This window comes from Runella limosa DSM 17973, assembly GCF_000482465.1.
In the GTDB taxonomy this organism is placed as follows: Bacteria; Bacteroidota; Bacteroidia; order Cytophagales; family Spirosomataceae; genus Runella; species Runella limosa.
Genome location: NZ_KI519425.1, coordinates 83,370 through 98,515 on the forward strand (window position 1 = coordinate 83,370; position 15,146 = coordinate 98,515).

The window sequence follows — 15,146 nt, forward strand, 5'->3', positions numbered from 1 at the left end:
TCAGCTAAAAAAATGGGCTAAGTAACTTTCCAACCAAGCGGCTAGAAAATAGGGAAGATTGAGGAGGCGATAAGGCTTGCCTTTGCGGGTTTGAACGTGGTCAATAGAAATCTTTCCTGCATAAAAGCGTACTGCCACATCGTGGGGGCAACGATCCATAAATTCGTGTAATGAACGTAGCGCACCACTTGCTCCTGACTTGATTTCTATGGGAATGAGCAGGTTGCGATAAGGATAAACCAGATCCACCTCCGAAGAGGTGCCACCTTCTTCGCGTACCCAAAAGTGAAGGCCTGAATCGGGTAAGTAACGCAATGATTTGAGTTCTTGCACCACCACTTGTTGGATGAGTTTCCCGCGAGAGCTATCATGTAAGTCATTGATGACGAGTAATTCGCGGTGCAGTCCCAGCTGAAAATTAACCAATCCAACATCCAAGTATTGGAGACGAGGGCTTTTTTTGAAATCGGGTAAAGGAGGCAGCGAAACATTAGTAGTGGGATACATCAGCTCCAAGATCTTGGCTTTTTCCAAGGCGTTAATTGCCTCTTTTACCTCTCTTGTTTTGAAAGAAGAATTGCCAAAATTGTTAAAAATGATGCGATTATCAATCTCAAACGGGGCCGTATCCATGATATGGCGTAAAACTGTCCGCTGCGTGAAGTTGGTGGCGTATTTTTCGATGTCGGCTTTGTAGGCTTCTGTGATAGAGGCGTACAAATTGATGAGTCGGCTTAGATTTTTATCTTGGAGGTAACTGGAGGTAATGTTAGGCATACCTCCAACCATCACGTATTCGTGAAAAATTGGGTAAACTAGGGAGAGAAACTGATTATCAATTGGGACGTGATTAAGCGTCGTTAGCAATGCCTGATTGCCCATTCCGCTGAGGTATTCTTGAAAATTGAGTGGATGTAACTCCGCAAATTCGACTCTCCCGACGGGCATTCGGGCAATTTGTTCGATGGCAAATTCTAACAATGAACCTGTTACGATCACATATAAGTGCGGGTAATCTTCGTAGAAGAATCGCAATGCTTCCAAAACCTTAGGTACTTCTTGGACTTCATCAATGAAAATGAGCGTTTTTTTGTCTTGGCTGTCGATTTTTCCTTTGGCTAAGAATAGTAATTGTACGGTGATGGAAAGGTTTTCAACAGTGTCGAAAAGCTGACGGTCAGACGCCCGTTCCAAGTTAAAGTAGAGGTATTGATCAAATGATTGAGCAAACGCTGTCACCAGGGTAGTTTTTCCTACTTGTCTTGCACCGCGCAAAATTAATGGCTTCCGCGAAGGGGATTTTTTCCATTCGTGTAAAAAAAGCTCTAACTGTCTATTTATCATGGCTTTGTTTGATTTAATAGGCAAATTTAAACTTTTTTTGTTCGATTTAATAGGTAAGTTTTGACATGTTTTGTTTGATTTTATAGATAAAATGCTAAAATCAAGAATAGACTGGGTTGATTTTGAAAAGCCGCCCCACAGTAAATTACCCCAAGAGCGTCCTTATGGCAGTAGCTAGTAAACCAGCCCTTTCATGGAAATTTTGGAAACCCTTTACAAAGAAATTTTAGGCTTTTTAGGCGTAAACGGCATCATCAAGATTGTCAGTAGTGGAGATTATAGTGCGTTTAGCACCTTAGATGGCATCCTTACGGCCTTGAGGCCGATGATTCCGCTATTGTTGGTGTTTGAGTTTGGGTTAGGGATTGCCCAGAAAAACCCGCAGACCAAAGTTTATCGTACCAATTTTATCATCTACGTTTTTAATCGGTTTATTTCTCGCTATATCTCCTTGGGCGTAACGGGCTGGATGATTGCTACCCTACAGCCGTATGCTCCTTTCAATGCCCCGCTCAAGTGGTATTGGTTGCTTTATGGCTACGTAGTATGGGAATTTGCGCATTTTATTTACCACTTTTTGGGGCATAAAGTGCGGCTGTTTTGGTGTCTGCACGCTACGCACCACACGCCCGAAGATATGAACCTGTCGGTGGCGCACGCGCACTTTTTCCTTGAAGGCCCCTATGCCGATGCCATTCGTACGTCTATTTGTATTTTGGCGGGGTTAGATCCTAAGTTGCTGTTTTTCATCATGTTTATCGACGGTACGTACGGTACGTTTATCCACGTCGGAGAAAACCTCTTCAAAGATGGTACGCTGGGGCTGCAAAAGATACCTTTCTTTGGCAAATACATCTTGACGCCTTCTGATCATCGGGTGCACCACGCCCGTAATCCACTGTACATGGATACCAACTATTGCAATTTCCTTAATATTTGGGACAGGGTATTTGGTACGTACCAAGTGGAGCGGAAAGACATCCCCATAGAGTACGGCATCACGCGTAAAATCGACTCGGGCAATTTTATGGAGACCTATTTTGGCGAAATTTGGGAGCTACTCAAGGATATGTCAAGCGCCCCCAGTATCAAAGCGTTTTTGTTGTATCCAATCATGCCTCCAGGCTGGAGCCCCGACGGCAACCACCGCACTTCTACGGTCGTTCGGCAGGAATATTTGGAAGGGAAGGAAGCCGTCGCCTAGCGCGAATCCTTCCATTAGTTACGAAATATGGCATTTTTGTGGTGAGGACATTAATTGGAGACTCCTGTAAAAGGAAACGTTTAAAATAGTCGTCACCGCCGATGAAGGCTCCTTCTCCAAGCTGTTCACGGCAGCGTATTGATATTTTGCAAGCCATGCTTTATCCAAGAGAGTTTATTTCTTTTGTGGCTTCTCTTGGATAATTCTTGAGTAGCGGTTAATAAGATACAAGGGTGGACTAAAGTTGAAAAAAACTAAATTTATTACAACTTTTTTTGCTAGTTTAGCGTCATTCTACTAGAAAATTTTAAACTAATAAAAGATTGTTATGAAATACTATTTTCTAGGTTTTTTTCTTGTTTTCTTACTCCAGTGTAAACAAAAGAAGGTAATAAATCCCGAAAAAGTTTACCCTGCTGGGATTCAGTTGAACGGAATTTCAGGAAAGCCAATCAACCTACTTTGGAGAGCCTACGGTGGATACTACTGCGGATTTGAGTGTATTCCTGATGAAGATGATTATGAGCACATTACTCCCGATTATTTTGAAATATACACAGGTACTTCAAAAAATAACCTTACAAAATTTAAAACTATTTCGGGTAAAATAGAAACAATTGATGAGATTTTTTCTGATAATCAGACTGTTTACGTACAAATACAGGCTGTTTATGCTGCTGGTACCAAAAAAATAGCTTCTAATGTGATTATGATTTCTTCTGATAAAGCACCACAAGCTCAGAAACTAGACGTAGAGAATACCAAATACACATTTACCTATCAAGCAGAAACTTATAGCTCGACCTGGATGCAAAGAACAACTTTATTAGGTACCGAGAAAGCTATTTTGATGGGCACAAATAGTAAAAATGAATACGGTACTTGGTATCGAGATTTTTTAAACAATAAACAACAGTGGCTTTGGAATAATATTACACTATCTAGTTGGTCTCCTGACAATAAAAAAGCTCTTTTAAACAAGATTCTTGATAAAAAAACGGAATCAGTTTCTGAATTGTATCTCTTTGATTCCGCAACACTTCAATTAACCCCCATCAATTTTTTGGGAAAATCAGTTATTAGTTTCACATGGGCACCTGATGCGAATTCTATTGCGTTTAGTGTCATCGACGATAATGGTAATTATATCCTTTATACCACAAGTGTAACTAATATCAGGCTCGTTAAGGTATTTGAAACGAATAATAACACAGCTGCATTTACGGCAGGAACACAGGGTTTAGAAGTGATTTCGAAGTTAAAATGGGTACAGAACGACATCCTTTTTCAGAAGACCAATAACTACATCAAAGGAAATCAAACCTTAGGAGAAACTCACGTATATCGCCTAAACATAGATAGTAAGATAATGACGATTGTCCCTGATTTTGAGGAAAGTGACTGGGGGGAAGTTTCGTTAGACACTAACCCTAGCGGAACAAAAATAGCTTTTGTCAGTCGCAGAAGTGGTTATGTATCTATCTGGGTTAAAGATTTGGAGAAAAAGAGAAGTTACCAAGTTTCGAATCAACTTTGCCTACCTTGTAATTTATCGGTTGAACAATGGACTTCTAACAATGAATTAACTTATTCTGCTTCAAACAGCAATACAGGAGAGCTCTCTTTTTACAAAATTAAAGTAGATTGATAAAAATTGGGGTAGGTTATCAAAAGCCTAATGCCTTTGATAACCTACTATTTTGTTACAAAATCCCTTTCGCCTTAGCTAAAGCAGCATCCAAGCCACTGGCATCAGAGCCACCTGCAGTAGCGAAGAAAGGCTGGCCGCCACCGCCTTTTACGCTGAATTCAAAACTGTAAGATCAACACTGCTATAACCCCATGCCTTTAGGCTGGGGCATAGGGATAAACATAGCAACGCTGGGGCTTCAGCCCTGAATTTTGGAATATGGATGCGAGAAATTCAGGGCTGAAGCCCTAGGGCACGCTTTTGTTTACAGCCCCCAGCCTAAAGGCATGGGGTTTGAGGATTATTGAAATGCTTTTGGTGGGTTAAAAAGGTTGTTTATCAATGAGTAAACTGATATTACACCCAACAAAAACGCCCCTGCCCTCATTCATCCGAACAAGAGCAGGGGCGTGCTATGATTGAGAATCGTTACAAAATCCCTTTCGCCTTAGCTAAAGCAGCATCCAAGCCACTAGCATCAGAGCCACCTGCGGTAGCGAAGAAAGGTTGGCCACCACCGCCGCCTTTTACCTCTTTAGCAAGCTCTTTCACGATGTTTCCTGCGTGTTTGCCTTGGGCTACTAAGTCGTCGGAAAGCATTACGGCCAATTGTGGTTTGCCGCCCAATACCGTTCCTAAAACAATATAGAATGGCGCCTGTGATTGTTCTTTCAACTGATACACGAGCGATTTTAAGGCGTCGGCGTTCGGTACTTCCACGCGAGCGACGAGGCTGGAAATGCCATTCGCAGAGGTAACTTGGGTCAACAGGGCATCTTTTACTTGCGCCAACTTCTCGTTTTCGAGGGCTTCGATGCGTTTTTGTAAAGCAGCTTTTTCGGCCAAAAGACCTTCAACGGCTTTGACAACGTCTTTTTGTCCCTTGAACATATCACGAAGGGTATTCGTAATGCGTAATTCGTCGTTCAACAATTCGAGTGCTTTTTCGCCCGTTACAGCTTCTACCCGACGAACCCCTGCTGAGACAGAACCTTCTGAGATAAACTTAAAGAGCGCGATTTCGCCCGTAGCAGGCACGTGCGTACCCCCGCAAAGCTCGACTGAGAAATTGGGATCAAACTCTACAACGCGGACAAAATCACCGTATTTTTCTCCAAACGTTGCCGTCGCACCCATTTTGATGGCGTCATCAATCGGAATATTGACGTGGGTTTTAAGGGCAACGTTTTCGCGGATTTTGGCATTGACAATGGTTTCAATTTGCGAAAGTTCTTCGTCGGTTACTTTAGCAAAGTGCGAAAAGTCAAAACGGGTCACTTCATCGTTTTGGTACGAACCTTTCTGAACGATGTGCGTACCCAACACGCGGCGCATCGCAGCCAACATCAAGTGCGTCGCCGTGTGGTTCCGCATGATATTCTGACGACGATGAGCGTCCACTTTAGCGATGAGTGAGGAGTGAGGAGCGATGAGTAGTTCATCTAAATTCTTATCACGTGAAATGTGAATGAATAAATCATTCTCCTTTTTGGTATCAACGATATTTATCACTTTTCGCTCATCACTCATCACTTCTAGCGTGCCCGTATCGCCCACTTGTCCCCCCATTTCGGCGTAGAAAGGTGTACGGTCGAGTACGATGTGGTATTCTTCGCCAGCTTTGGTTTTTACTTTGCGGTATTTGATAAGCTGGGCGGTTGCTTCGAGGGTATAGTAGCCCAAGAACTCAAAGTCACCCCCCTCACTGATTTCTACCCAGTCGGTTGCTTCTTTGGCAGCATCTTGGCGGCTGCGGTTCTTTTGTTCGGCCAATGCTTTTTCGTAGCCCGCTTCGTCGATTTTGTAGCCTTTTTCCTTCGCCAAAAGCGCCGTTAAATCCACAGGAAAACCGTAGGTGTCGGAAAGTTCAAATACGATGTTTCCATCAATGACTCCTCCCGTTGGGCTAAGCGACTCGAAGCGTTTGATTCCCAATTCTAAGGTGCGTAAGAAGCTCTTTTCTTCTTCCAACACCACGCGTGTCACAAACTCTTCTTGCGACTTGAGTTCTGGGAATACGTTTTTGAATTGTTCGGCCAACACAGGTACCAATTGGCTCATAAATGGCTCGGTAAAGCCCAAATACGAGTATCCATAACGAATGGCACGGCGCAAAATGCGGCGAATCACGTAGCCTGCTTTGGCGTTAGACGGAAGCTGTCCGTCGGCAATGGCGAAACTTACCGCCCGAAGGTGGTCAGCGATGACGCGCATGGCGATGTCGGTATAATCGCTGGTGTTGAGCGTACCGCTTACGCCGTATTTTTTACCGCACATTTTCTCAATTACCTGAATGGTATTTTGAAAAATATCGGTGTCATAGTTCGATTGTTTTCCTTGAATGGCCATGCAAAGGCGCTCAAAGCCCATCCCTGTATCCACGTGTTTGGCAGGAAGCGTAATCAACGACCCGTCGGCCTTGCGCTCAAACTGCATAAATACGTTGTTCCAAATTTCGACTACTTGCGGGTGGTCGGCGTTGACGAGTTCTTTACCTGGTTTCACATCCACTTCGGCTTGGTCGCGGAGGTCGATGTGGATTTCTGAACACGGGCCGCACGGGCCTACGTCGCCCATTTCCCAGAAATTATCTTTTTTATTTCCTAAAATGATTCGCTCTTCGCCGCCTAAAATGGCCTTCCAGATGTCCCACGCTTCTTGGTCAAATGGTACGCCGTCTTTTTCGTCGCCTTTGAATACCGATACGTAGATGCGGTCTTTGGGTAATTTATAAATTCCTGTGAGCAATTCCCACGACCATTCCAAGGCTTCCTTTTTGAAGTAATCCCCAAACGACCAGTTGCCGAGCATTTCAAACATCGTGTGGTGGTAGGTGTCAAAACCTACGTCTTCCAAGTCGTTGTGTTTTCCACTCACGCGCAAGCATTTTTGGGTATCGGCGATACGCTTGCTCGGAGGAGTTCCGTTGCCCAAGAAAAAGTCTTTGAATTGCGCCATGCCCGAGTTGTTAAACATGAGCGTGGGGTCGTTTTTGGCAACAAGCGGTGCCGATGGCACGATAAGGTGTCCTTTACTCTTAAAAAAGTCTAAAAAAGCTTGGCGGATTTCGTGAGAAGTCATCTTCGATTTACGGTTTATAGTCAATAGTCCACAGTCGATAGTCCATTGTTGACAGCGATTACATTCGTTTTGTTAGAATATCAACCTTAGCTGTGAATTGGGCTGCAAAATTACGGAAAAATGCCGTAGCTTTCAGATTGTGCTTTGATTTTGATTAACTTGCGTAAAAGACACATTTGTTTGTGCAATGAAAAAAAAGTCAAATCGGGTTGGTGGAAGTATTTTTGCAATCATTGGGCTGCTGATGATGATTGGAGCGTGGATGTTGTTTCAAAACGACCAGAAATTTGCAAAAGAGGCTGCCTCGGCCACGGGGACAGTTGTGGAGTCGGTGTATGTAAAATCGAGAAAAGGGAAAGGGGGCTACTATCCCGTTGTCGAATTTCAGACGGCGGACGGCAAGCGCATGACGTTTCGGTCGGATACGGGCAGGGGCCGCCCCGTTTACGAAAACGGCGAACAAGTGAGTATTTTATACGAAAAGCAAAACCCTGCGAATGCTAAAATCGCAGGGTTCTGGGAACTATGGGGACTGTCGGCTGTTTTGGCCGTATTTGGGATTATTTTTATGGGAGTAGGTTTGAAAATTAGCAGGAGTTAAGCTAAACGTCTGTTATCTCAGGCTACATTTTCTAAGTCACGATAATTTACGACCATTCGAGAGTGTGGATAAATAAGTTCAGACTCCAGTACAGGTATTACGTCTATGGTTTGTCCTTCATTATCGAAAAACTCCACAATGTACCCTTCTGGGGTTGAATCAGTAGATGAAATGTATTCAACAACTGTTCCCACATCCCCCTTACAAAAACCCATTTGTGGCAAGTCATGGGCTAATAAAACAGTCGAAAATAATTGAAATTTCATTTTTATTAATGCTTTTCAGGGTACAACGTCACAAAACGGAAAATACTATTGTCATCTGCTAATAACCAAATTGTTACAACACGCTTATCTTTCAGTTCACCAGTTACTTTATGTAGCGTGCCACCGAAAGGAGCATTTCGTTGAAAAATAGCCTCATTATTTTGAACAATATTGAGTATGTCACTCTGTAAATCTTCCCAGTTATTTTGGTAATAACCTAGGTGGTTAAGAAAGATAGACTTGTCGTTTTTTTCTTTCCAAACCAACAGATAATCGGTAATCTTCGCTTTTTCAACAACAATGCTATAGCGCACATGCATTCTGAATGTAAATTTAAGAAAAAGAGAGACAAATTAATAGTAGATTACTCATAAACAAACTCCCCAAACTCGCTCTGAACCGTTACTTTTTTACCTTCGTTGGCTTCCACATAGCCGATGATTTGAGCCTGAATACCAAACGATTGTGCAATTTCGATGACGCGTTGGGCGTGTTCCGACGAAAGATATACTTCGAGGCGGTGGCCCATGTTAAACACTTTGTACATTTCCTGCCAACTTGTTCCGCTTTCGGCTTGAATCAATTTAAAGAGCGGAGGAATGGGGAAAAGGTTGTTTTTGACAACGTGCAAATTATCAATAAAGTGAAGCACCTTCGTTTGCGCACCACCACTGCAATGTACCATGCCATGAATCTGCGGGCGGAGTTCGTCCAACAACGTTTTGGCAAACGGGGCGTAGGTACGCGTAGGCGAAAGAATTAATTGACCGACGTTAACAGGCGTATTTTCGACGGCATCCGTGAGGCGTTTTGAACCACTATATACAAGGGCACTGTGGACTTCTGGGTCGAAACTTTCGGGGTATTTTGATGCCAAGTAAGAATCTAACACATCGTGACGCGCCGAGGTAAGGCCGTTGCTTCCCATGCCACCATTGTAGGTAGTTTCGTAAGAAGCCTGCCCAAACGACGCCAGTCCCACAATCACGTCTCCCGCTTGGATGTTATCATTTGAAATCACTTCCGAACGTTTCATCCGCGCAATCACCGTGCTGTTGACCGTGATGGTACGTACCAAATCGCCTACGTCGGCCGTCTCTCCACCCGTGCTGTAAATCTCAACGCCGTGATTGCGAAGCATTTCCAACACATCCTCCGTTCCGTTGATGATTTCAGCAATCACTTCCCCAGGAATTTTATTTTTGTTACGGTCTATGCTCGACGAAATGAGCATCGGCCCCGTTGCTCCTACACAAATGAGGTCGTCGGTATTCATCACAATCGAGTCTTGCGCAATGCCACGCCACACCGACAAATCACCTGTTTCTTTCCAATACAAATACGCCAGCGAGGTTTTGGTACCTGCTCCGTCGGCGTGCATAATGGTGCAGTAGTCGGGGTCACCTGCCAAAATATCAGGGACGATTTTACAGAAAGCTTTGGGGAAGAGTCCTTTATCGAGCTTAGCAATGGCGCGGTGTACGTCTTCTTTTGAGGCCGACACCCCACGTTGTAGGTAACGTTCTGTCATGGAGTTGAAAACAAAATGAGGCGCAAAGTTACCAACTTTACACCTCATTTTCTAACCCTAACGGGCTTTTGAGCTTGCAGAACGTTTTTTATACTTTCGGGAGTTGCCAGCCATTATTGTAATGTGCCTTTATCAGGGCATTGGCCTCTGGGTCGTTTTTGAACGCTCCCGTAGTCGAATCCCAATATACTTTGCGGCCTGTTTTATAAGCGATGTTCCCCATGTGGGCGTTGATTGCAGCCACACTTCCCGTCTCGATACCACATTTCAACAGTTTAGGATTATTGTCTTTGATGGCTTGGACAAAGTTTTTGGTATGCTCATTGAGGTAATCTCCGTTGCGTGCTTGGTCAGGAATATCCTCAATTTTATACACTTTAATCCCATTTTTGGTTTGGGTTTCGGGGTGCAACGACCAGCCACCACGGTGCAATACAAGCGTGCCGTTGTTTCCAATAAATGCAATCCCTTCGGTGAGGCCGTAGTTACCGCCGTCTATACCCGTGGCGTGTTCCCAAAGCATGTTAAAGCCCTCGTATTCATACACTGTTTGGAGTGTATCGGGGGTTTCAGAAGCGTCGTCGGGGTAAGCCAATTTTCCGCCCGAAGCCATGACCGATTTAGGCGCTTTGGCATTCATGGCATATAGAGCAATGTCGATTTCGTGGACGCCCCAGTCGGTCATCAACCCTCCTGCGTAGTCCCAAAACCAACGAAAATTAAAATGAAAACGATTAGGGTTAAAAGGACGTTTTTTGGCAGGTCCAAGCCACATGTCGTAATCTACGCCTGGGGGTGGCGCACTGTCGGGCTTAACGGGGACGGGTTCCATCCAACCTTGGTACGCCCATACTTTTACGAGGCGAATGTTCCCGAGTTTCCCCGAACGAACGTACTCAATCGCCTTTTCGTAGTGGGAGCCGCTTCGTTGCCACTGCCCTATTTGGATAATTTTACCCGCCCGTTTGGCCGCAGCGAGCATGATGTTACATTCTTCAATCGAATTAGCCAGCGGTTTTTCACAATAAACGTGTTTGCCCGCCGCCAATGAATCGGTCAACGCCAAGCAGTGCCAATGGTCGGGAGTACCTACAATCACCGCGTCGATGTCTTTGTTTTCGAGCATTTTGCGATAATCCTTGTACAACTGAGGGCGATTGCCCCGCGCGGTTTGTACATCAGCCGCCCGCTGATCGAGAACACTCTGATCGACATCGGCCAAGGCCACGCACTCTACCTCACTCATTTGGAGGTGTGAGCGTAAATCAGACCACCCCATGCCCTTACATCCAATCACACCAAGTTGCAATTTGTCGTTGGCAGAGACCCGTTTTCGTTGACTTGCCAACAATTCGAGGGGGGTAAAAGAGAATAAACTAGCTCCAGTAGCCACCGAAGCCGAACGAATGAAATCTCTGCGGGACGTTTGCATAAGTTTCTTAGATTTTTATACAAAAAAGGAGGAGAGAGATATAATCTAATGTCGGCTTATTCACGCAAAGAAGCAGAGGGGCAACGCCGCAGAAAAAGATTACTTTGCGCCTCTATCTTCTTGCGTGGAAACTATTTTTTGACCTCCCCAATATGATACTCCTGAATCAACGGAGAACTTTCGGGCGTAAGCGTAAACGACACCCATAGTGTAGCCTTTTCTCCTTCGATAAGATAACGACCTCGAAGCTGATTTTCGGGAACAATTTCTTTCACGCTGATAATTTTACCTGCCTTTTCAAACAACCCCGTTGCTTCTTTTTTGAGGGCTTCCAACGAGTAATCCGCAAAGAAGTTTTCGGCAAAAAGGCCGCTGCTTTCGGCGTTTTGCCAGTTGGGAAGCAGTTGAGTGAGCTGTTGCTGGCGTTGTTTCAAAATATCCGACGCAGGCAATTGACGGGGTTTAAGTTGGGCACCTACAATGAGCGTATCCAAAATTTGCAGATTAATTGGGACTGTTGGGGCGTACGTAACATTGGCAAAAGCCACTACACCGATGCCATACTGAGGCAAAATGCGCCAGTTGCTCCCAAAACCTGGGAGCCCTCCGCTGTGCCCTACGTACTCGCGCCCTTCGCAATCACGCATCCAGTTGAGCCCGTAGCAATAGGCGGAAACCGTAGCGCACGGGCGCCCTGTCGCGTACTTGAACTGCGGAGAAAAGCCGCTGATGTTCCAAGGTTGGTGCATTTCGCGAATCGAACTCCGCTTGAGAGGACCAGCATCGGTATCGTTTTTGGGAGGCCAAGCCGCCAAGTGTAACGCCATATATTTACTAAAGTCCTCGATTGAAGTAATAAGCCCACCCATTGCGCCCCATGCGCCGTCGTGAAGGAGGGCTTCTTCTGTCCATTGGCCGTCGCGCCAACGGTAGCCGTGGGCTAGTTTATCGGCGGGTACTTCTGCATACTCCCATTTGGTATGCGTCATGCCAAGTGGTTTAAAAATAGACTCGTTGATAAACTGTTGGTACGTTTTTCCCGAAACCTTCTGAATAATATAGCCCAAAAGTGTAATCCCCAAGTTGCTATATTCGTAGGCGACTCCTGGCGTATTTGAAAAAGCAATGGGGCTTTGAATCAGCTTCAATAACTCTTCATTGGTGTCGGCCAACTGACGGTCGCCCCAAGGGTTATCTTCGGGAAAACCTGCGGCGTGCGTCAGTAAGTGGCGAATGGTAATGGCGGGCGCGTCAGCCGTAAGTAGTTTTGTATTCCTCATTTCAGGGATGTACTTATCTGCACGGTCGTCCAAATTGAGTTTACCCGCGTCGCGCAATTGCAAAATGGCCATCGTCGTAAAACTCTTGCTCATGGACGCAATTCTGAAAAGCGACTGAGTGGTAGCGGGGATTTTTTTGCTAATGTCGGTGTAGCCCGCTGTGCCCGTATGAATCAGTTTGCCATCGACCACCACCCCGTAGGTAAACCCTGGGAAATGATTTTTTTCGGCGTATTCTTTGTAAATTTTATCAACGGTAGGCAGCACCGCCTCAATTTTTTTCATCCGATCGGGGTCGGTGAACACAGGCGGCTTGTACGACTGCGCAGCGGCTTGGCGACCAAAACAATAACTAATTAGGAGAAAGTAAAGAAAAGGTAGTTTTTTCACTGGTTTTCGTTGTTTGCGTTGGATAGACATCGAAAATAGTGATAACCGCCGAAACTATGCTAGGCTTCTACCAATTTTTGTATTTTAATGGCTTTTTACGGATAACAATGACAAATTGGGTACGAATCTGTGTCAATCTGTCCAATCTGTGTTTTCTGTGTGCTATTTGTAACGCTCATTCAATGAAACTTTATCTACTACAAATCTCCCTTTGGATAGTGTATGGATTCATACACAGCGCTTTAGCAAGTCCAAAGGTGAAACACATTTTTGAACAAAAACTAGGGAGACTTTTTCGCTACTATCGCTTGCTGTACAACGTACTGGCAGTTGGGCTATTGATAGGGCTGTTGTGGTACCAACGTTTACTCCCCAAAGAACGTCTCTGGGCCGCCGAGTGGTGGGTGGGTGGACTTGCAATCACCTTATTTTGGATAGGTGTACTCATTGCCTTGAAAGCACTACTGGGTTACGATTTGGGCGAATTTTTGGGTGTACCCAACCCCCCCACCTCGCCCACTTCCAGCGAATTTCGGACAGGTGGCCTGCTGCGTTATGTACGGCATCCGCTCTACACAGGGACGATTTTGGCCGTATGGGGACTTTTTTTCAATGAGGCTACCCTCCAAACCCTTATTATGGCTGTTTGCATCACGGTGTATATTCGTATTGGTATTGTATATGAAGAACGAAAACTTGTGCGCGAATTTGGAGACACCTACGTGGAATATCGCCGTCGAGTAGCGATGCTGTTTCCGAAATTATTTTAACCCCTACCAACCCTTCAACCCTGGCCAAGATGCGCTTTCAACGTACGGCTGAGGCATTCCTGGTGTGCTTCGTCCGTCTTGAATGTATTTGCGGAGTAAGGCTTTGAGCTGCGTTACTTTTTCGGGATATTGGGCATAAAGGTTGGTTTTTTCGGTAGGGTCGTTTTTCAAATGATAGAGTTGTACCGTGGGCAAACCTTCATAGTCTTTGCCAGGCTTAGGAAAACTCCAGCCTCCTGAACCTGCATCCAAAATCAGCTTCCAATCGCCTTGTCGAATGGAAAACATCCCTTCTACCGAATGATGAACAGTCGCTTCCCGTAGAGGTTTGGCTGGTTTTTTACCAAACAAAATAGGCCCCAAGTCGTAGCTGTCTTCGCCCGCGTTTTGGGGGAGTTTTTTGCCCTGAATCCCCGCACAGGTCGCCATAAAATCGGTTAAACAAATCGTTTGGTCTGATGTTGTGTTGGGCTTAATATGCCCCGCCCATTTGGCAATAAATGGTACTCGGTGTCCTCCTTCATAGCTATCTGCTTTGTAGCCCCTAAACCCATTGCTGGCAAAATGCCCCGCCTTTTCCATGAGTTCAGTACCCGCGTAAGGCGCGCAGCCATTGTCCGCAGTAAAAATAATGAGGGTATTTTTGTCCATTCCCTTTTGGCGAAGTGCCTGCTGGATTTGTCCAACGACATCGTCCACCATCAATACAAAATCTCCGTATTCGTTTAACCCCGATTTATCTTTCCATTGTCCCGTTGGTAAAATCGGCGTGTGGGGGGCGGCTAAGGGTAAATAAAGAAAAAAAGGCTCCGCCGACGTACGGCTTTGAATGTAATCGACCGATTTTTGAACAAATCGTCCCAGTACCTCTTCATGCTTAAAATCGCCCCCCGTTGGGCCTTTTCGCCACCATCCGTATTGCGTTTTAGATTCCGTTTCTCGGTCGGGTTGGGCCGTGACGCGGCCATTTTCTACATATACATAAGGCGGAATGTCGAGCGACGCGGGAATAATGTACGAGTAGTCAAAGCCATATTCATTGGGCGATTTTTTGACGGGCTGAGAAAAATCAACAGGTACAACGGGGTCATTTTTGGGTGCCCAATTGAGCCCCAAATGCCATTTTCCAACGCAAGCAGTTTGATAGCCATTTTGCTTCAAAAAGGAAGCTACCGTCAAACGCTTGTCTTCAATCAGTGCCGAATCGTAACTCCAGGTTACGCCTTTTTTAAGTTTGCTCCGCCACGAGTATCGCCCCGTCAAAATCCCGTAACGCGTGGGCGTACACACCGCCGAGCCTGAGTGGGCATCCGTAAAGCGCATTCCTTCGGCGGCTAATTGATCCAAATGAGGCGTTTTAAACTTCGCATTGGGGTTAAACGCCGACACGTCACCTTGCCCCATGTCATCGGCCAAAATGTAAATAATGTTGGGCTTAGAGGTAGGAGCTTGTAGGAGCCATTGGGGTAAAATACCAAGGCCAACGACTAAAAACAGGGCGATTCGGGATTTCATTTGAAGGAGATGGTGTTGTTGAGAAACGAACAAATAATTGCG

General features: G+C 45.3%; 12 protein-coding genes. 4 read left to right on the top strand and 8 right to left on the bottom strand.

The genetic code is table 11. The features are described from left to right. Window positions 1–1,344, bottom strand: a complete 1,344-nt coding sequence (locus K339_RS0123555; RefSeq protein WP_028525804.1) for an ATP-binding protein — start codon at window positions 1,342–1,344, stop codon at window positions 1–3. Between the two features lie 193 nt (window positions 1,345–1,537). Between K339_RS0123555 and K339_RS0123560 the strand changes: the two genes are divergently transcribed. Both K339_RS0123560 and K339_RS0123565 read left to right on the top strand, forming a co-directional pair. Beyond that, a complete protein-coding gene (locus K339_RS0123560; RefSeq protein ID WP_028525805.1) occupies window positions 1,538–2,548 on the top strand; it encodes a sterol desaturase family protein in 1,011 nt (336 codons plus the stop codon). Window positions 2,549–2,876: 328 nt separating this feature from the next. Next, complete coding sequence (locus tag K339_RS0123565) at window positions 2,877–4,196, top strand: TolB family protein (RefSeq protein ID WP_028525806.1); 1,320 nt, start codon at window positions 2,877–2,879, stop codon at window positions 4,194–4,196. A gap of 471 nt (window positions 4,197–4,667) precedes the next feature. Here the strand turns inward: K339_RS0123565 and alaS are convergent, their stop codons facing one another. After that, on the bottom strand, window positions 4,668–7,319 hold the full coding sequence (gene alaS / locus K339_RS0123575) for an alanine--tRNA ligase (protein WP_028525807.1): 2,652 nt from the start codon (window positions 7,317–7,319) through the stop codon (window positions 4,668–4,670). Between the two features lie 187 nt (window positions 7,320–7,506). Here alaS and K339_RS0123580 point away from each other — a divergent pair, with 187 nt between their 5' ends. Then, window positions 7,507–7,920, top strand: coding sequence for a DUF3592 domain-containing protein (locus K339_RS0123580; RefSeq protein ID WP_028525808.1), 414 nt, complete (start codon window positions 7,507–7,509; stop codon window positions 7,918–7,920). A 17-nt stretch (window positions 7,921–7,937) separates the two neighbouring features. Here the strand turns inward: K339_RS0123580 and K339_RS0123585 are convergent, their stop codons facing one another. The 5 genes from K339_RS0123585 to K339_RS34600 all read right to left on the bottom strand — a co-directional run bounded on the left by K339_RS0123585 (window position 7,938) and on the right by K339_RS34600 (window position 12,819). Further along, complete coding sequence (locus K339_RS0123585) at window positions 7,938–8,186, bottom strand: DUF4926 domain-containing protein (RefSeq protein ID WP_028525809.1); 249 nt, start codon at window positions 8,184–8,186, stop codon at window positions 7,938–7,940. A gap of 5 nt (window positions 8,187–8,191) precedes the next feature. Next, the gene (locus tag K339_RS0123590; RefSeq protein WP_028525810.1) at window positions 8,192–8,506 is read right to left on the bottom strand and encodes a DUF6883 domain-containing protein; all 315 of its coding nucleotides are present in this window, start codon (window positions 8,504–8,506) and stop codon (window positions 8,192–8,194) included. Window positions 8,507–8,550: 44 nt separating this feature from the next. Beyond that, entirely contained in the window at window positions 8,551–9,717 is a 1,167-nt protein-coding gene (locus K339_RS0123595; protein ID WP_028525811.1) for an AIR synthase related protein, read from the bottom strand. An 88-nt stretch (window positions 9,718–9,805) separates the two neighbouring features. Continuing rightward, window positions 9,806–11,149 carry a Gfo/Idh/MocA family protein gene (locus K339_RS0123600; RefSeq protein WP_028525812.1) on the bottom strand — a complete coding sequence of 448 codons (1,344 nt, stop codon included), beginning with the start codon at window positions 11,147–11,149 and terminating at the stop codon, window positions 9,806–9,808. Between the two features lie 131 nt (window positions 11,150–11,280). Beyond that, window positions 11,281–12,819 carry a serine hydrolase domain-containing protein gene (locus K339_RS34600; protein WP_037301825.1) on the bottom strand — a complete coding sequence of 513 codons (1,539 nt, stop codon included), beginning with the start codon at window positions 12,817–12,819 and terminating at the stop codon, window positions 11,281–11,283. 257 nt (window positions 12,820–13,076) lie between these two features. On the opposite strand from K339_RS34600, the gene K339_RS0123610 reads away from it, so the two are divergent. Next, window positions 13,077–13,589, top strand: coding sequence for a methyltransferase family protein (locus K339_RS0123610; RefSeq protein ID WP_051398204.1), 513 nt, complete (start codon window positions 13,077–13,079; stop codon window positions 13,587–13,589). Between the two features lie 3 nt (window positions 13,590–13,592). Here K339_RS0123610 and K339_RS34605 read toward each other — a convergent pair whose 3' ends face one another. Continuing rightward, window positions 13,593–15,104, bottom strand: coding sequence for a sulfatase family protein (locus K339_RS34605; RefSeq protein WP_051398205.1), 1,512 nt, complete (start codon window positions 15,102–15,104; stop codon window positions 13,593–13,595). Window positions 15,105–15,146 lie beyond the last annotated feature (42 nt).